The sequence below is a fragment of the Ruegeria sp. HKCCA5763 genome, assembly GCF_013034545.1.
In the GTDB taxonomy this organism is placed as follows: Bacteria; Pseudomonadota; Alphaproteobacteria; order Rhodobacterales; family Rhodobacteraceae; genus Ruegeria.
On the sequence record NZ_WQGF01000001.1, the window covers coordinates 795,720 to 811,984 of the forward strand.

Genomic DNA, 16,265 nt, shown 5'->3' on the forward strand with positions numbered 1-16,265 from the left:
CTCCGATAGATTTGCGCGCAGAATAGGCTTGCAGAAATCCCGCGAACAGAGGCAATGTCTCAAAGGAGTTTTGCAAAAATGCAAAAGAGTGTGAGATGACCCCAAACTGGGACGATATGCGGATTTTTCTGGCCGTGGCACGCGAAGAAAGCTTGTCTTCTGCTGGTCGTATCCTGAAAATTGATCCTGCCACTGTCGGGCGTCGTGTGGCGCGGCTCGAATCCACTTTGGATTCTTCGTTGTTTACCAAGTCCCAGCAAGGCTATGTTCTGACACCGGCTGGGCAACGTCTTTTAGAGCACGGGCTACACGCCGAAGAGGCGATGCGTGCCGCTGCCGGAGCTGTCACCGGACCGACCAAATCACTCAGCGGACAAATCAGGATCGGCGCACCGGATGGCAGCGCCAATTACCTGCTGCCGCAGGTCTGCGCAAAAATCAGCGATGCGAACCCTGATCTGGACATTCAGATTCTTGCACTTCCGCGGGTAATCAACTTGTCCCGGCGCGAGGCGGACATGGCTGTGACAGTCAGTGCGCCAACAGCCGGCCAACTGCGTGTGAAAAAGATCAGCGACTATAAACTGCATATGGTTGCGACCGAAAACTACCTGCACCGACATGGTCCGATCCGCTCCGTCACAGACCTGAAAGGGCACAGGTTGATCGGCTATATCCCCGACATGATCTTCGACCGAGAGTTGGATTACCTCAACGACATTGGTATTGACCGTGTCGCGCTTGCATCGAACTCGGTCTCGGTTCAATTGCGGCAGGTGACGCTGGGAACCGGGGTTTGTGTGGCCCATGATTTCACGCTGCCCTTCCATCCCGATCTGCGGAAAATCCTGACGGAACAAGTGAGTTTGACGCGCAGTTTCTATCTTGTGCGGCATGAAGGTGACCAACGCAACGAACGGTTGAACCGCTTTGCCGAAGCTCTGACGCGCGGCATTCGCGAGGAAGTGCTTCGTTTGGAAGCAGTGGCCGACGCTTGACAGGTCGCGACAATCGCGCAACGCTTTGGAATAAGTGTGATTATTTCCGGAGGTATTCTTCATGCTAGTACAGGCCATCCTGAAGTCTAAGGCGACCGATGGTGTCGTGACCGTGGCGTCGACAGCGACTGTCTCAGAGGCCTCGAAGATTCTTGCGGAGAAGCGTATCGGTACAGTCGTGGTTTCCGACGATGGTGGCGAAACCGCTGCAGGTATATTGTCGGAACGTGACATCGTTCGCGAATTGGCGGCCAGCGGCAGTGGCTGTCTGAACCAGCCAGTAAAGTCTTACATGACGCAGGACCTTGTGACAGCGACGCGTCAGACCACAGTTGAGGACATCATGTCACAAATGACGGAAGGGCGTTTCCGCCATATGCCGGTTGTTGAAGATGGCAAACTTGTTGGCATCGTAACCTTGGGCGATGTGGTGAAGGCCCAGCTTTCCGAATTGGCCATGGAAAAAGACGCTTTGGAAAGCATGATAATGGGCCACTAGCGGCCAGAGCTGCCAAAGCAATCACTTGCACCTGCAGCAAAGTTGTGTTTGCTTGCGCAGAAATTTTGTTGCGCAGGAGGGCGTGATGCGGGTTGGATTGTATCCTGGAACCTTTGATCCCATCACAATGGGCCACATCGATATCATTCGTCGGGCGGCAGCTTTGGTCGACAAGCTGGTCATTGGTGTTGCCATCAACCGGGATAAAGGACCTTTGTTCTCGTTAGAAGAGCGCGTGGCCATGATTGAAGCCGAATGTTCCCAGCTTTCTGAACAGACCGGGACCGAGATTGTCGCGCATCCGTTTGAAAACCTGCTGATCGATTGCGCGCGGGATGTTGGGGCGCAGATCATTGTGCGTGGCCTGCGCGCTGTTGCCGACTTTGAGTACGAATTTCAGATGGTTGGAATGAACCGTGCATTAGACGATTCAATCGAGACCGTCTTTTTGATGGCAGAAGCGCGCCATCAGGCAATTGCCTCGAAACTGGTCAAGGAAATCGCCCGGTTGAATGGGGACGTGTCGAAATTCGTCACGCCCCGCGTCAACACCGCGCTGAAAGAACGGTTAGGCTAGGGCGCCCATTGCGGCGGCCGTGTCCAACATCCGGTTCGAGAAGCCCCATTCATTGTCATACCAGGCCAGTACGCGAACAAGTGTGCCATCGGTGACTTTGGTTTCGGCCAGCGACACGGTCGAGCTGTGCGGGTCGTGATTGAAGTCAACGGAAACCAGCGGCCGGTTTTCAGCAGCCAACACGCCGGGGATTTTTGCTGCGGCATCGATGAACAGCTGATTTACCTCTTCTTCGGTGGTTGGGCGGGATACTTCAGCCACCAGGTCAACAACTGAAACGTTCGGGGTAGGGACGCGGATCGCCTGCCCCGTCAGTTTGCCTTGCAGTTGCGGCAGCACCAAGCCAACGGCGGCAGCCGCGCCGGTTGTGGTGGGGATCATCGACAACGCCGCGGCGCGTGACAGGTAAGGGTCTTTTCCAACTAAGTCATGTACGGGCTGGCTGGCCGTATAGGCGTGGACAGTCGTCATATTACCATGCTTGATGCCAAGCCCCGCATCCAGGGCAGCAGCGACCGGCGAAAGGCAGTTGGTGGTGCAGGATGCGTTCGACACGACCAGGTCTTCGGCGGTCAGTTCGTGATCGTTTACACCAAACACGACGGTCTTGATGTTGCCATCACCGCGGGCCGGGGCCGAGATCAGAACCTTTTTCGAGCCGTTTTTGAAGTGACGCTCAGCGGCCTCTCGCGTACGGAACACACCGGTGCATTCCAGAACGACATCAATATCCGACCAAGGTAGGTCTTCGGGGTTGCGTTCGCTGGTCAGGCGGATCGGCCCACGACCAACGTCCAAACCTGCGTCGCTGAGTGTAACCGGGTTGGCGTAGCGACCATGCACGCTGTCGAACTCAAACAGATGTGCGTTCATGTCAGGTTTGCCCAGATCGTTGATCGCCACGATTTCAACGTCTGTGCGACCGCTTTCCATCACTGCGCGCAGAACCCCGCGCCCAATCCGTCCAAATCCGTTGATGGCAAGTTTCAGGGTCATGGTCTGCTCCGTCGGAAAACCTATATCAGATTAGTTAGCGCTAACAACTCCAGATCAGCGAAAGAGTCAAGAGAAACCTCGATCAGCGCCAGAAGGCGAGCCAGTCCAAAAATTCGTAGAGCTTCTTGGCAAGGAACAGCAGGTGGTCGCCGCCGTACAGGGTCATATCCAGCATTGCGCCCCCAAGCAGTAGGATGCCGAGCCAGATGGCGATAAGATTGGTCATGGCCGTTCCGAACAAAAATGCCCGCCCAGATAACCTGAGCGGGCATTAAGGTACAAGCGAAGTCCGAATGGTCAGTTAAGACGCCCCATCGCTACGGCCACGTCGGCCATACGGACTGAGAAGCCCCATTCGTTGTCATACCAGGCCAGAACACGGACCAGGCGATTGTCTACAACGCGGGTCTGATCCGGTGCGAAGATAGAGCTTTCTTCGGTGTGGTTGAAATCTGTTGAGACCAGCGGTGCGGGCTCAAAACCTAGTACGCGCTGCATTGGGCCTTTGGCAGCTTCTTCGACGATAGCGTTGACTTCCTCGACGGTTACATCGCGCGCGGCACGGAAGGTCAGGTCAACAGCCGAGACATTCGGGGTAGGGACGCGGATCGCGGACCCGTCCAGACGGCCTTTCAGGTTTGGCAAAACTTCGCCCAACGCCTTGGCGGCTCCGGTCGAGGTCGGGATCATCGACATAGCTGCGGCGCGGGCGCGGTACAGGTCGCTGTGGCGACGGTCCAGGGTCGGCTGATCTCCAGTATAGGCGTGGATCGTGGTCATGATGCCGTTTTCGATGCCAATACCTTCGTCCAGAACTTTGGCCAGCGGGGCCAGGCAGTTGGTGGTGCAGGAACCATTTGAAACCATGTTGTCGTTTGCGGTCAGCGTGTTGTGGTTCACGCCGAAGACGATGGTCTTGTCGACATTCTTGCCAGGGGCGGACAACAGAACCTTGCCAGCGCCACGCTCAATGTGGGTTTTCGCCTTGGTGCCGTCGTTGAACTTGCCTGTGCATTCCAGAACGACGTCGCAGCCTTCCCAGTCCAGCTCGTTCATGTCGTAGGTCGAGAACATCTGCATCGGGCCGCGACCCAGATCCATCGTGTTTCCGTCAATGGAGACTTCGCGCGGGAAACGCCCGTGAACACTGTCGTATTTCAAAAGGTGCGCCGAGGTTTCCAATGGGCCGGTGGCGTTGACTTTGATCACTTCGATGTCGTTACGCCCCGAAGCGGCGATGTGCGACAGGGTGCAGCGGCCAATACGGCCAAAACCATTGATACCGACCTTGATGGTCATATGACGTCTCCAGATGCGCTTGCTTTGTGGGCCATATAGCGGCGAAATGGGAATCTCAAAAGGGCAAAAACGGCATATTTTTAAGGTGTTAGCGCAAACCTGCGCCGATTGCGCTAACGCTTGCGCTAGCTGAGAGATCAGGTAGGGTCCCGGTGCGGCAGGTGACAGGAAAGGACACGCGATGAGCGGACTGTTGGCCCTTTTGGACGATGTGGCGGGAATTGCCAAAGTGGCGGCGGCTTCGGTCGACGACGTGGTTGCGGCGGCAGGTAAGGCCGGGGCCAAGACTGCCGGGGTGATCATCGACGACGCGGCGGTCACGCCCAAATATGTTCAGGGGTTTGCGCCTGCGCGAGAGTTGCCGATCATCTGGCGCATTGCGCGCGGGTCGATTTTCAACAAGATCATATTGCTGCTGCCGGTGGCGCTGCTACTGGCCAACTTCGCGCCGTGGCTGATCACACCATTACTCATGATTGGAGGGTCTTACCTTTGTTTTGAAGGGGCCGAAAAGATATTCCACGTCTTGTTCCCGCACGGCAGCCACGCCATTGAACAGGACATGGATGTCCGTGACCCCGGTCACCTCGAGGAACAAAAGGTCAAAGGCGCGATCAAGACGGACTTTATCTTGTCGGCCGAGATCATGACGATTGCTTTGGCGGCGATCGAAGCGCCGAACCTGTGGATGCAGGCGGCGACTCTGGCCGTTGTTGGGATCGGGGTGACGGTGGCTGTTTATGGTTCTGTTGCGCTGATCGTAAAAATGGATGATGTCGGGCTTTATCTGGCGCAAAACGCACCGACCCCGATTGGTCGTGGTCTTGGCCGTGGGTTGGTCAAAGCGATGCCCGGCGTGATGAAAACCCTGTCCATTGTTGGGACAGCAGCGATGCTGTGGGTCGGCGGGTCGATTGTGATCCACGGGATGGAGGTGTTGGGCTTCGGATGGTTGGGCCATCACATCCACGATTGGGCCTACGCCATTGGTCATTCGGTTTCCGATCAATGGGTTGGCGCAGTTGAGTGGATGTCCAAGGCCACGATGGATGGCGTATTTGGTTTGGCTTGGGGATTGGTTTTGATCCCGGTGGCGACCAAAGTGATTGGGCCTTTGCTTTCGAAGAAGTCACAAACACATTGAAACCCAAATGAAAAGGGCGGCCTAAGCCGCCCTTTGCTTGATCAGATGCGTCTGTTTTACAGGCCCAGCAGTTCTTTGACTTTGGCTACGGTTGCTTCGGCGGTGATGCCGAAATGCTTGTAAAGCTCTCCTGCCGGGGCTGAAGCACCAAAGCTTGACATGCCGATGAACCCGGCTTTGGCCTCGCGACCACGCTCACCCAGAAGCCAGCGATCCCAGCCTCCGGCGCGAACGGCGGCTTCGATGCCGACGCGAACCGCACCGGCAGGCAGAACGCGTTTGCGGTAGGCTTCGTCTTGTTCAGCGAACAGTTCCATACAGGGCATCGAGACAACACGGGTTCCGATGCCCTCGGCTTCGAGCATCGCTTTGGCTTCCATCGCCAGGGACACTTCGGACCCGGTCGCGATCAGGATGGCCTGACGTTTGCCTTCGGCTTCAGCCAAGACATAAGCACCTTGTGCAACAAGGTTCTTGGTTTTGTGCTGGGTCCGCACGGTCGGAACACCCTGACGGGTCAGAGACAGGACCGAGGGGCTGTCCTTGAAGGTCAGCGCCATTTCCCAGGCTTCAGCCGTTTCGACTGTGTCGGCGGGGCGGAAGACATAGGTGTTCGGCGTCGCGCGCGAGATAGCCAGATGTTCAACCGGCTGGTGGGTCGGGCCGTCTTCGCCCAGGCCGATGGAGTCATGGGTCATCACGAAGACAGATGGGATTTTCATCAGGGCCGCCAAACGCATGGACGGGCGAGCATAGTCGGTGAAGGCCATGAATGTACCGCCATAGGGGCGGATGCCACCATGCAGCGCCATGCCGTTCATCGCAGCGGCCATGCCGTGTTCGCGAATACCGTAGTGGATGTAGCGTCCTTTGCGGTTTTCCGGCAGGAACACACCCATATCGGCCGACTTGGTGTTGTTCGAGCCGGTCAGGTCAGCCGAGCCGCCAACGGTTTCGGTCATGATCGGGTTTACGACGTTCAGAACTTTTTCCGACGAGGCGCGGGTAGCCAGCTTTGGTTGATCTTCCGAAACTTGCTTTTTGAAAGAACGAATGGCGCCAACCAGCTTTTTAGGGGCTTCAAACGCGTAGGCACGGTTGAACTCGGCCTGCTTGCGTTCAGAAAGTTGCGCGAAACGCTCTTCCCAGGCTGCTCGTTCAGCAGCACCACGTGCGCCAATGGCTTCCCACGCAGATTTAACATTGGCCGGGATTTCAAATGCGTCATGCGGCCAGCCATAGCCTTTTTTGGCGGCTTTCAACTGATCCTGATCGGTCAGAGCACCATGGCCTTTGGATGTATCCTGTGCTGCGTGACCCAAGGCGATGTGGCTTTCGCATGCGATCATGGTCGGCTTGCTGGACTTCTTCGCGTCCACAATCGCTGCGTCGATCGCATTTGGATCGTGGCCGTCAATCTCGATTACATGCCAGCCTGAGGCCGCAAAACGGCGCACCTGATCAGTGCGGTCGGCAATATCGACGGTACCGTCGATGGTGATGTTGTTGTTGTCCCAAAAGACGATTAGTTTGCTCAGTTCGTGGCGACCGGCCAGCGTGATCGCCTCTTGGCTGACGCCTTCCATCAGACAGCCGTCGCCAGCAATCACATAGGTATAGTGATCGACGACCTTCTTGCCGTAATGCGCGCGCTGAATCTCTTCGGCCATGGCAAAGCCCACGGCGTTCGAAATGCCCTGACCCAGCGGGCCGGTTGTGGTTTCAACACCTTCAATCAAAAAGTTTTCCGGGTGACCGGCGGTTTTTGCCCCCAATTGGCGGAAGTTTTTGATCTCGTTGAGGGTCACGTCAGCGTGGCCGGTGAGGTACAGCAGCGAGTAAACCAGCATCGAGCCGTGTCCGGCGGACAGGATGAACCGGTCGCGGTCCGGCCAGCTTGGGTTTGAAGCGTCGAATTTCAGGTGCTTTTCGAACAGTACGGTCGCAACATCGGCCATGCCCATGGGCATACCGGAATGGCCGGAATTGGCGGCGGCGACGGCATCAAGGGTCAGAGTGCGGATGGCCGCAGCTTTGTCCCAGTGTTCGGGGTTGGCTTTGCGCAGCGCAGTCAGGTCCACGGGCGTTGTTCCTTTGGGTTTGAAGCAGATTGCGGGCTCAATACCACTCAGTACCCAAAGTGCAAGCGGAACCGGGGTGAATCGGGCCGCACTGCATGAAGAGCGGGGCTCAAGTGTTTGAAAGCAAACAGTGGGTATTTTCTGTCGCATTCCGCTAGACTGTCTGCAGGCGGGATTCGGTTTTGATTCGGATCGCATCGAAACAGAATGAACCTTGATAAAGAGGTGACAGGGGCATGAGCCAGATAGAAGACTTACAGCACCGCATAATTGCCGCGATGGATCGTATTGGCGCGGGGGTCGAGGCATTGGGCGCTGAATCTCGGGGCACCGGGCCGGATGACGGACTTCAGACTGCGCTGGAAGATGAACGCATTGCCAATGCGCAACTTCAGGAACGGCTGAAATCTCTGAAACAGCAGCACGAAGAGCAAATGGATGGCTTACGCGCTGATCTGGAAGAGCTGCGTGCGGCACCGTCTGACGGTTCGGAAACCGACGCACTGCGCGCAGAGTTGGAAGAAGCCCGCGCCAAGATTGCCTCGGTCGAAGCTGCGCGCGCCGAGCTGGCCGAAGCCAAGGCGGCACTGGACAACAGCACCGAGTTGGACGCATTGAAAGCCGAAAACGAAGAAATGCGGGCAGAGCTTGATGGAAAGGAAGATCCCGAGCCACTGAAAGCCGAGTTGGAAGAGCTGCGTGGCATGTTGGATCAGGCTAAAGCAGTGGAGGCCGAAAACAGCCGCCTCAAGGCCGAGTTAGAAGACACGGAACGTGTCGGTGACCTGAGCGCCGAGTTGGAAATGCTGCGTGCTGAACGCGCAAGCCATGGTGCTGCAATGTCTCGTTTGGACGACGATCTTCAACGTATGCGAAAGGCAAATGAACAATTGCGCAATGCCGTTGACGAGTTGCGCGCGGCCGCAACTGAGGGCCTGACGGATGCAGAGCTTCTCAACAAGGCCACGGTCGCCGAACTTGAAGCCACGCGAGCAGCGCAAGCCTCGGACGCGGCCGAGGCGCAGGCCGTTCTTGCGCGTCTTGAGCCGTTGCTGTCGCAGGCGAAACTTGTAGAAGGTGAGGTAGAATAATGCCCGAAGTGACCATAAATATCGGCGGTCGCGGCTTTGACGTCTCGTGCAGGGACGGTGAGGAGCCCTTTCTGCATTCCGCAGCCAAAATGCTGGACGATGAAGCCCAGGTTTTGTCCGATCAGATCGGCAGGATGCCTGAATCCCGTATGCTTTTGATGGCCGGGCTCATGCTTGCCGACAAAACGGCAGCAACGGAAGACAAGGTCAAATCGCTTGAGGCAAAGTTGGCCGAGGTCGAGGCCCAGCTTCAGAACCTCAGGAACGCTCCTCCGCCGGAACCAGAACGCGTCGAAGTGGCAGTTGTTCCGCCATCTGTCACCGACACACTGGCAGAGCTGGCCGCGCGGGCAGAAGCGCTTGCGGCAGTTGTCGAGGAGAAGAAAGCCTGATGACTGTGTTGCGAAACGCCTTGTTTGCGGCTGCACTGGCTGTGCCTGCGACTTCCGCTTTGGCAGAGATTGACATACTGTCAGTCACATTCACTTGCGAAAACGGGATACCCTTGCCGGTGACCTATTTCAACGCGTCCGACGGTTCGGGTGCCGCAGCGACGATCGTGGACAATACTCTGGTTGCCATGCGCCAAGTGGAAAGCGGGTCAGGTATCCGCTATGAATCCAGCGGAGATCAAGGAACCTATATTCTGCGCTCAAAAGGCTGGAACGCATCGATCAGCTATTTGGCGGCGGGCGCCGCCAATGAGCAGGCAATTTTTCAGGACTGTTCCAGCCGATAAGCAGGCTTACGCGTTTGCTTCACGAATTTTGTCGGCTGCATCTTTGTTGTAGCCGACACCGTTTTCGTCAAACAGCGTGTCCAGCTCACCCGACAGGGTCATTTCGGTGATGATGTCGCAACCGCCAACAAATTCGCCTTTGACGTAAAGCTGAGGTACGGTCGGCCAGTCAGAGTAGTCCTTGATACCCTGACGAACTTCCTCGTCGGCCAGAACGTTCACGTCAGCGTAGTCAACGCCCATATAGTTCAGCACACCGGCCACGCGGGAGGAGAAGCCACACTGAGGCATCTCCTTGGTGCCTTTCATGTACAGCACCACGTCATTGGCTTTGACGGTTTCGTCGATCTGGGTCTTCACATCGGTCATTTCGCGTTTCCTTCAAAGATCGCGTCTTTGGCTGTCGATTACTACTTGCCGCCACGCGTGTCGTCGTTTGTTTTCTTTACTAGATTTAGGTCAGTTGCTTCTATTCCCAATGGTGGTTTTTCATTAGGATCGGGCGGTTGCCATCCACCCATTGATTTAAGCACATTCCTAAGAAATATATTATTCCGGTACTTTGGTGGTCAGCGCCAGCGCGTGCAGTTCACCATCTGGGCCGTCCATTTTGCCTTTCAAGGCCGCGTAGACAGCGCGCTGCTGCTGTACGCGGTTCTTGCCGCGAAAGCTTTCGTCCACGACCATGGCGGACATGTGAACGCCATCGCTGCCGCCAACCTGAATTTCCGCGTTGGGAAAGCTCTCGCGCAGCAGGGTTTCAATTTCGTGGGCGCTCATCGGCATGTAGGTTTACTCCTAAAGGTCTTTATCAAGATGTAGAGCGGTGGGGCGGGGCGTGCAAGATGGCACGTGCGGACAAATCCGGTAAATCCTGCGCCTTTTTAGACGCGCAGGATTTCCGTATTTGGGACGAGAAGAAGCCTGTATTTTAGGCCACTGCGGCGGCAAAGCTGGTGCGGAAGGTCTCTGTAAGCTCGGCTAGCGGTGCCTCGGAACCGCCGACCTTCACGCAATCACCTGTAAAGCGACCGACAGAGACAAGCGGTACACCGGTTTGGCCGGCTGCAATCATAAGTGCCTCTGCCTGGTCAAAGTTGCAGGCGACCAGATAGCGCGCCTGATCTTCGCCAAACAGGAATTCGGTTGGGGCTTCGTCGAGATGGACACCAACGCCAGCCGCTTCGGCCAGTTCAAAGGCGGCCAATGCAAGACCGCCATCGCCAAGGTCGGTACAGGCTTTGATCATCTCGCGGTTGGCGCGAATGAAGTCACCGTTGCGCTTTTCGGCATCCAGATCAACACGCGGCGCATCACCGTCTTCACGGTTGAACACCTCAGCCAATAGTGCGGACTGGCCCAGATGGCCCTTGGTTTCACCGATGACCAGGGCGACGTGACCCTCACGGACTTCATTGCCGATAATCTCATCTGAATGGTTCAGCAGGCCAACCGCACCGATTGTTGGGGTGGGTAGGATCGCCTGACCATCGGTTTCATTGTAAAGCGACACATTGCCCGAAACGATCGGCATATCCAACGCGCCAACGGCGGCACCGATGCCTTGAATGGCACCGACGAACTGGCCCATGATTTCGGGCTTTTCGGGGTTTCCGAAGTTCAGGTTATCGGTGGTGGCCAGAGGTTTGGCACCAACAGCGGTCAGGTTGCGATAGGCTTCGGCCACAGCTTGTTTGCCGCCTTCAACCGGGTTTGCGCGTACATAGCGCGGTGTCACGTCTGAGGTAAAGGCAAGCACCTTGTCGGTGCCGTGGACACGCACCATGCCAGCGCCCAGACCCGGTGTGCGGGCGCTGTCCGCCATCACCATGGTGTCGTACTGTTCGTACACCCACTGCTTTCCAGCGTAGTTGGGCGAAGAGAGCAGGGCGCGCAGCCCATCGATCGGGTCGATCTGAGGCACATCGGCCAATTCTTCGGCAGCAGGCGTCGGCTCCCACGGACGGTCATATTCTGGCGCGGTGGAGGAGAGCTTGGACAAGACAAGGTCCGCCTTGACTTCGCCGTTATGCATGATCAGGAAGCGGTCTTCGGCGATGGTTTCACCGACGATGGCGAAGTCTAGATCCCATTTTTCGAAAACAGCGCGGGCCTCGGCCTCAAGTTCCGGCTTGAGAACCATCAACATACGTTCCTGAGATTCCGACAGCATCATCTCATAGGCTGTCATATTCTCTTCGCGCTGGGGTACGTTTTCCAGATCGAGGCGTACGCCCAGACCACCCTTGTCACCCATTTCCACGGCAGAACAGGTCAGACCCGCCGCGCCCATATCCTGGATCGAGATCACTGCTCCGGTCCGCATCAGTTCGAGCGTCGCTTCCATCAGGCGTTTTTCGGTGAAGGGGTCGCCAACCTGTACTGTCGGGCGCTTTTCTTCGATGGTGTCGTCGAATTCAGCAGAGGCCATCGTCGCGCCGCCAACGCCGTCTCGACCGGTTTTAGCGCCCAGATAGACGACGGGCATCCCGACGCCGGACGCGGCGGAGTAGAAAATCTTGTCGCTGTCGGCCAGACCAGCAGCAAATGCGTTCACCAGACAGTTGCCGTTATAGGCCGGATGGAATCGGACTTCGCCGCCGACGCATGGCACGCCAAAACAGTTGCCATAGCCGCCGATGCCTTCGACCACGCCATTCACCAGCTGACGGGTCTTGTGGTGGTCGGGTTCGCCGAATGACAACGCGTTCATCGATGCAATGGGGCGCGCGCCCATGGTGAAGACGTCGCGAAGAATGCCACCAACGCCCGTTGCCGCACCCTGATAGGGTTCGATGTATGACGGGTGGTTATGGCTTTCCATTTTGAAAACAACAGCCTGACCGTCGCCAATATCAACAACGCCTGCGTTTTCACCAGGTCCGCAAATCACCTGAGGCCCCGATGTAGGCAGGGTGCGCAGCCATTTCTTGGACGACTTGTACGAGCAATGCTCGTTCCACATCGCGGAAAAGATGCCCAGTTCGGTAAAGGTCGGTTCACGCCCGATGATCTCGAGGATCATGTCGTATTCCTCGGGCTTGATCCCGTGTGCAGCAATCAGATCGGGTGTGATGGCGGGCTCTTGCATCTTCTGTCCTGTGTCCAAGTGGGCCGAGATTGCGCGCCTTGTAGGGCAAGCGCGCGCGTGTGGAAAGGGTCAAGACGGCGCAGGCTGCGTCTTTCAAAGAAAAACGGAACCGACGGCGGCGCCGGTTCCGTATGAAAGCACCGAAGCTTTGGTGCAGATCGCAGGAACAAACCGCGAAGGTTACGCCTGTCCCTGGTCCTTGTTGAGTTCAGCTGCCGCGGCGGCACCAACAGCTGTTTTCTGTTCGGGGGTCAGGTTTTCAGCATCATCCAGGCCCGGGATTGCAACGCGCACCTCACGGCGGGCAAAGTCGATGCCGTTCTCCTTGAAGGCGGCCTTGACCCGGTTGAAGATTTCCTTGCGCAGGGTGAACTGCTTGCCCGGCTTTGCCATGAACTTGCCGCGGATGATCATGCCGACATCGTCAAAGTCGAACACGCCCTGAGACTTGAAGGGCTGAAGGAAACCATCCTTGTGAGTTTCGTCTTCCATCATCTCGGCACCGATCTTCTTGAAGATCTTTTTGACCTTGTTGGGGTCAGTGTCGAAAGGCACGGTGAACTTCAGCTTCATGATCACCCAGTCGCGACTGAAATTGGTCAGTTTCTGAATCTCACCATAGGGAATGGTGTGAACGGGACCGCGGTGGTGGCGTAGTTGCATCGAGCGGATCGAGATTTTCTCAACCGTGCCCATTGTGCCGCCCACATCCACATACTCACCTACGCGGAAGGCATCGTCGATCAGGAAGAAAATCCCGCCCACGATATCGGCGACCAGTTTCTGTGCGCCAAAACCGATGGCCAGACCCAGAACACCGGCACCGGCCAACAGAGGTGTGATGTTGATACCCAACGCACCCAAAGCCAGAAGAACAAAGATAACGGCAATGGCTACTTGTGCAGTAACGCGTAGCAGTGGCAGAACAGTCGCCAGACGTGATCCGCCGGAACCTCCGCCTTCACCGGCTTCTTCATCCGGGCTTTGTTCGGCGGCTGTTTGTTCTTTTGCGAGGCGGCGGTTTATCCAAAGTGAAACGATTTCGTTCAGGATGTACCCGACCGCGATTATAATAAAGAACTGGATCACTTTGCTGCCGGACTCAGTTCCACCGCCTGCGATTTCCTGAAGGTCAAGGTCCCACGCATTGGCGATCATAAGAATGACCAAAACACCGGCCAGAACCCGCCCGATACGAATGTAGCTTCGCTTGGTGGACTTATAGGCGCGCTCTGCGACAGGGCCGTCGCCAAGCATAGGTGGTTGAAGGTGACGTACCAGGCCACGGATCAGCGTATCCAAAGCAGGAGCGATCAGCAGCCAGAACATGGTGACGAAGTGTGCTCCATGTGCCAGAAGGCCAAATACCACAGGGTTGTTCTGCGCTGCGAGATACTCGACCAGCAGCCAAGTGCCGGCGGAAACACCGATAGCAATGTAAGGGTAGAGCCTCGCTACCTCTTCATCAAACCGTGTACGATCAGGGTCTGAACCACGCATCATGTCGGACAATCCATCACGTGCCGTCCAGGCAATCACCGCGATGTAGATGTGAATCGCTGTATTCAGCCAGAAACCCAAACGGGATTCACCCGGTGGGACGCCGTTGATGGCGTTGAAGTCCAAAATGAACATGGTGAACCCAATCAGCAGGAATAAGCCGATCAAGTTGCGATGCAGGTAGCTCGCCCAGTGGTCGCTAACATTGACCATACGAAGATCGTGCTGTTGCGGGGCTAGAATGAAACGCGAAATGGCTGCACCCAAACGAGGGAACCAAATTAGGAAGAAAACAAATGGTGCAGCCTGCGCGATCTGAGGCTCGTCCAAAAGCCGACGCCCTACAAAAACCAGAGTGTAATAAAAGACCAGAAGGCCAAGAAACTCACCGCAAAAGCGTTTGAACAAATAGGTGGCCGCACCTCGAAGGTTTGTAGAAGCATCTCCATCAACTACTTTAAGCCATCGGCGCGTCCACAGCCCAACGATCTTCTCGGCGGCAAAACCAACCGCTAGGGCGATGAAAGTGAAGCCAAAAAGACTAACTAGCCCGCTGGACCCAAAGCTACTTCCGAAATTCGAGAATGCTTGAACCTGAGCTGAAATTAACAGAGGGATCTTTCTGATAACATCCATCCAGGACGCGGCCATGGTGCTAACGGTGTCCGAGATGGCCTGAAATATACCCTTTTCGGTCGTGCCACTTTCGGCCCGCTTTTCTGCAACAGCATCAAGCCGCTCCAACAGAATCGCGCGCACCTGGTCGTCAGACATCCGCGCAACAAGGTCGTCGACCTGTTCGGGTGTCAGATCTTCGGGAATCGTCACTGAGGGCGGCGTGCTGGTGCCTTGTGCCAGAAGTGGGGTCGCTAAAAATAAAGCGGAAATGATCGCCAGCATGAGGCGGAGTGGGTGGAACATTGATTTTCCCTCGAACACGAAATTGTTTCGTTTTTTGGGGATCATATGCCTATGCGTGTATTTTTCCCAGAGCTTTCGCTGGCTAAATGCTTTTGGCCGCGCAAAAAAAAGGCCGAGCTATAAGCTCGGCCGTAGTCCAACAGGGAGGTATGAAGATGATGAGCGTTTCAGCATCACCGCCTTCGAGTGCTCATTTAGGTGTCAGTTTGTGAAGGTTCAAGGAGTTTAACCCTGTTAAGACCTCATGCCCGATATGCTATGGGTGCATATCTAGAGTTTACCCATCTGTTTCAATTGCTTGCGCTGCGCAATGATCTCATCCTGAACGAAATCACGGAACGCGCCGACGCGCTTCGAATGCCTGAGCTCTTCGGGATAGGCCAAGTATACAGGAACATCAGCGGTTTCGATGTCGGACAGTACCGGCACCAGATGCGGAAAATCCTGCGTTACATAATCAGGAAGAACCCCAATACCCAGATTGTGCAGAACGCCCTGAAGTACTCCGAAATAGTTGTTCACGGTCAGTAACGACCCTGGATTGTAGGTCATCAGGTGGCGCACCATCGCTGCGCTGGCTCCGACTTGCGGTGCTGCGGGGGTTTGGCAAATCAGTCGATGGTCTTTGATTTCGTCCAACGAATTCAACGTTCCACCATGAGCCTCGATATAGTCCTGCGTCGCGTACAGCATCATTTGCACCGTCATCAAACGCTTGCGAACCAAGTCGGCTTGACTGGGTTCTTTCATGCGAATGGCGACGTCCGCCTCACGCATAGGAAGGTCCAAAACGCGTTCTTCCAGCATCAAGTCGATGTTGAGATCGGGGTACTGCTCGTACAGTTTAGGCAGGCGCGGGGCCAGCCAGAGAGTTCCGAAGCCGAATGTGGTCGTAACCCGCAGGACGCCAAAGACCTCTTCTTCGCTGTCCCGAATGCGCGCGGCTGCAGCGTCCAGTCGTTTCGACATGGCAGATGTGGCGTCAAACAGCAATTCACCTTGTTCGGTAAGAATCAGTCCCCGCGCATGACGATGAAAAAGGGTCGCATCCAGCGATTCTTCCAATGCACGGATCTGTCTGCTCACGGCGGATTGAGACAGATTGAGCTTGTCACCCGCGTGGGTCAGGCTGCCTGCATCGGCCACTGCGTGAAATATTCTAAGCTTGTCCCAATCCATCACCGCAACTTTCGTTATCCTTTTGGATGCCTATATGAAAGAGGTGACAAGTTCCACATTCAAAGGGCGAAATCGTTACTTATCAGTGGATAAATCCTATACAGGTCAGAAATTATGACCTAAAATGCATCGAAATGAAGCACACTGATC

The 16,265-nt window shown here is 56.0% G+C and carries 16 protein-coding genes; 7 read left to right on the plus strand and 9 right to left on the minus strand.

From position 1 onward, the window contains the following. The first annotated feature begins 95 nt into the window (after positions 1–95). The 3 genes from GOV89_RS03900 (at position 96) to coaD (ending at position 2,074) form a co-directional block, all read left to right on the plus strand. Positions 96–998 (plus strand): LysR family transcriptional regulator, encoded by a 903-nt coding sequence (locus GOV89_RS03900; protein WP_171234187.1) that lies wholly within the window; start codon positions 96–98, stop codon positions 996–998. Between the two features lie 61 nt (positions 999–1,059). Beyond that, positions 1,060–1,497: a CBS domain-containing protein gene (locus GOV89_RS03905; protein WP_171174266.1), complete on the plus strand. Its 438-nt coding sequence runs from the start codon at positions 1,060–1,062 to the stop codon at positions 1,495–1,497. Positions 1,498–1,582: 85 nt separating this feature from the next. After that, positions 1,583–2,074 carry a pantetheine-phosphate adenylyltransferase gene (gene coaD, locus GOV89_RS03910; RefSeq protein WP_171237514.1) on the plus strand — a complete coding sequence of 164 codons (492 nt, stop codon included), beginning with the start codon at positions 1,583–1,585 and terminating at the stop codon, positions 2,072–2,074. Here coaD and gap (GOV89_RS03915) read toward each other — a convergent pair. The 3 genes from gap (GOV89_RS03915) to gap (GOV89_RS03925) form a co-directional block, all read right to left on the minus strand. Beyond that, entirely contained in the window at positions 2,066–3,070 is a 1,005-nt protein-coding gene (gene gap / locus GOV89_RS03915) for a type I glyceraldehyde-3-phosphate dehydrogenase (RefSeq protein WP_171174262.1), read from the minus strand. The genes coaD and gap (GOV89_RS03915) overlap by 9 nt on opposite strands. 82 nt (positions 3,071–3,152) lie before the next feature. Beyond that, positions 3,153–3,296 (minus strand): hypothetical protein, encoded by a 144-nt coding sequence (locus tag GOV89_RS03920; RefSeq protein ID WP_171174254.1) that lies wholly within the window; start codon positions 3,294–3,296, stop codon positions 3,153–3,155. A gap of 71 nt (positions 3,297–3,367) precedes the next feature. After that, positions 3,368–4,369: a type I glyceraldehyde-3-phosphate dehydrogenase gene (gap, locus tag GOV89_RS03925; RefSeq protein WP_171237515.1), complete on the minus strand. Its 1,002-nt coding sequence runs from the start codon at positions 4,367–4,369 to the stop codon at positions 3,368–3,370. A gap of 181 nt (positions 4,370–4,550) precedes the next feature. Here gap (GOV89_RS03925) and GOV89_RS03930 point away from each other — a divergent pair, with 181 nt between their 5' ends. Then, positions 4,551–5,513 carry a DUF808 domain-containing protein gene (locus GOV89_RS03930; RefSeq protein WP_171174242.1) on the plus strand — a complete coding sequence of 321 codons (963 nt, stop codon included), beginning with the start codon at positions 4,551–4,553 and terminating at the stop codon, positions 5,511–5,513. Positions 5,514–5,569: 56 nt separating this feature from the next. On the opposite strand, the gene tkt is transcribed toward GOV89_RS03930, so the two are convergent. Further along, positions 5,570–7,594 (minus strand): transketolase, encoded by a 2,025-nt coding sequence (gene tkt, locus GOV89_RS03935; protein WP_171237516.1) that lies wholly within the window; start codon positions 7,592–7,594, stop codon positions 5,570–5,572. 236 nt (positions 7,595–7,830) lie between these two features. Here tkt and GOV89_RS03940 point away from each other — a divergent pair, with 236 nt between their 5' ends. From GOV89_RS03940 to GOV89_RS03950, 3 genes are read left to right on the plus strand one after another with little or no spacing between them, the layout of a single operon-like run. Then, positions 7,831–8,685, plus strand: a complete 855-nt coding sequence (locus GOV89_RS03940) for a hypothetical protein (protein WP_171237517.1) — start codon at positions 7,831–7,833, stop codon at positions 8,683–8,685. Continuing rightward, the gene (locus tag GOV89_RS03945) at positions 8,685–9,077 is read left to right on the plus strand and encodes a cell division protein ZapA (RefSeq protein ID WP_171174235.1); all 393 of its coding nucleotides are present in this window, start codon (positions 8,685–8,687) and stop codon (positions 9,075–9,077) included. The genes GOV89_RS03940 and GOV89_RS03945 overlap by 1 nt, the downstream gene beginning before the upstream one ends. Continuing rightward, complete coding sequence (locus GOV89_RS03950) at positions 9,077–9,424, plus strand: MliC family protein (RefSeq protein ID WP_171237518.1); 348 nt, start codon at positions 9,077–9,079, stop codon at positions 9,422–9,424. Before GOV89_RS03945 ends, GOV89_RS03950 begins: the two co-directional genes overlap by 1 nt. A gap of 6 nt (positions 9,425–9,430) precedes the next feature. Here GOV89_RS03950 and grxD read toward each other — a convergent pair whose 3' ends face one another. From grxD to GOV89_RS03975, 5 genes are all read right to left on the minus strand, one after another. Further along, positions 9,431–9,793, minus strand: coding sequence for a Grx4 family monothiol glutaredoxin (gene grxD / locus GOV89_RS03955; protein WP_171174231.1), 363 nt, complete (start codon positions 9,791–9,793; stop codon positions 9,431–9,433). A 180-nt stretch (positions 9,794–9,973) separates the two neighbouring features. Continuing rightward, the gene (locus GOV89_RS03960) at positions 9,974–10,210 is read right to left on the minus strand and encodes a BolA/IbaG family iron-sulfur metabolism protein (protein ID WP_039530494.1); all 237 of its coding nucleotides are present in this window, start codon (positions 10,208–10,210) and stop codon (positions 9,974–9,976) included. 145 nt (positions 10,211–10,355) lie between these two features. Beyond that, positions 10,356–12,515 (minus strand): phosphoribosylformylglycinamidine synthase subunit PurL, encoded by a 2,160-nt coding sequence (gene purL, locus GOV89_RS03965; protein ID WP_171237519.1) that lies wholly within the window; start codon positions 12,513–12,515, stop codon positions 10,356–10,358. A 180-nt stretch (positions 12,516–12,695) separates the two neighbouring features. Further along, positions 12,696–14,936 (minus strand): mechanosensitive ion channel family protein, encoded by a 2,241-nt coding sequence (locus GOV89_RS03970; protein ID WP_171237520.1) that lies wholly within the window; start codon positions 14,934–14,936, stop codon positions 12,696–12,698. A gap of 270 nt (positions 14,937–15,206) precedes the next feature. Further along, complete coding sequence (locus tag GOV89_RS03975; protein WP_171174225.1) at positions 15,207–16,115, minus strand: LysR family transcriptional regulator; 909 nt, start codon at positions 16,113–16,115, stop codon at positions 15,207–15,209. Positions 16,116–16,265 lie beyond the last annotated feature (150 nt).

Excerpts from the sequence above, each read along its gene's own strand:
- GOV89_RS03900 (WP_171234187.1), top strand. The coding sequence starts at position 96 with ATGACCCCAAACTGGGACGATATGCGGATTTTTCTGGCCGTGGCACGC.
- GOV89_RS03905 (WP_171174266.1), top strand. The coding sequence starts at position 1,060 with ATGCTAGTACAGGCCATCCTGAAGTCTAAGGCGACCGATGGTGTCGTG.
- coaD (WP_171237514.1), top strand. The coding sequence starts at position 1,583 with ATGCGGGTTGGATTGTATCCTGGAACCTTTGATCCCATCACAATGGGC.
- gap (WP_171174262.1), bottom strand. The coding sequence starts at position 3,070 with ATGACCCTGAAACTTGCCATCAACGGATTTGGACGGATTGGGCGCGGG.
- GOV89_RS03920 (WP_171174254.1), bottom strand. The coding sequence starts at position 3,296 with ATGACCAATCTTATCGCCATCTGGCTCGGCATCCTACTGCTTGGGGGC.
- gap (WP_171237515.1), bottom strand. The coding sequence starts at position 4,369 with ATGACCATCAAGGTCGGTATCAATGGTTTTGGCCGTATTGGCCGCTGC.
- GOV89_RS03930 (WP_171174242.1), top strand. The coding sequence starts at position 4,551 with ATGAGCGGACTGTTGGCCCTTTTGGACGATGTGGCGGGAATTGCCAAA.
- GOV89_RS03940 (WP_171237517.1), top strand. The coding sequence starts at position 7,831 with ATGAGCCAGATAGAAGACTTACAGCACCGCATAATTGCCGCGATGGAT.
- GOV89_RS03945 (WP_171174235.1), top strand. The coding sequence starts at position 8,685 with ATGCCCGAAGTGACCATAAATATCGGCGGTCGCGGCTTTGACGTCTCG.
- GOV89_RS03950 (WP_171237518.1), top strand. The coding sequence starts at position 9,077 with ATGACTGTGTTGCGAAACGCCTTGTTTGCGGCTGCACTGGCTGTGCCT.
- grxD (WP_171174231.1), bottom strand. The coding sequence starts at position 9,793 with ATGACCGATGTGAAGACCCAGATCGACGAAACCGTCAAAGCCAATGAC.
- GOV89_RS03960 (WP_039530494.1), bottom strand. The coding sequence starts at position 10,210 with ATGCCGATGAGCGCCCACGAAATTGAAACCCTGCTGCGCGAGAGCTTT.
- purL (WP_171237519.1), bottom strand. The coding sequence starts at position 12,515 with ATGCAAGAGCCCGCCATCACACCCGATCTGATTGCTGCACACGGGATC.
- GOV89_RS03970 (WP_171237520.1), bottom strand. The coding sequence starts at position 14,936 with ATGTTCCACCCACTCCGCCTCATGCTGGCGATCATTTCCGCTTTATTT.
- GOV89_RS03975 (WP_171174225.1), bottom strand. The coding sequence starts at position 16,115 with ATGGATTGGGACAAGCTTAGAATATTTCACGCAGTGGCCGATGCAGGC.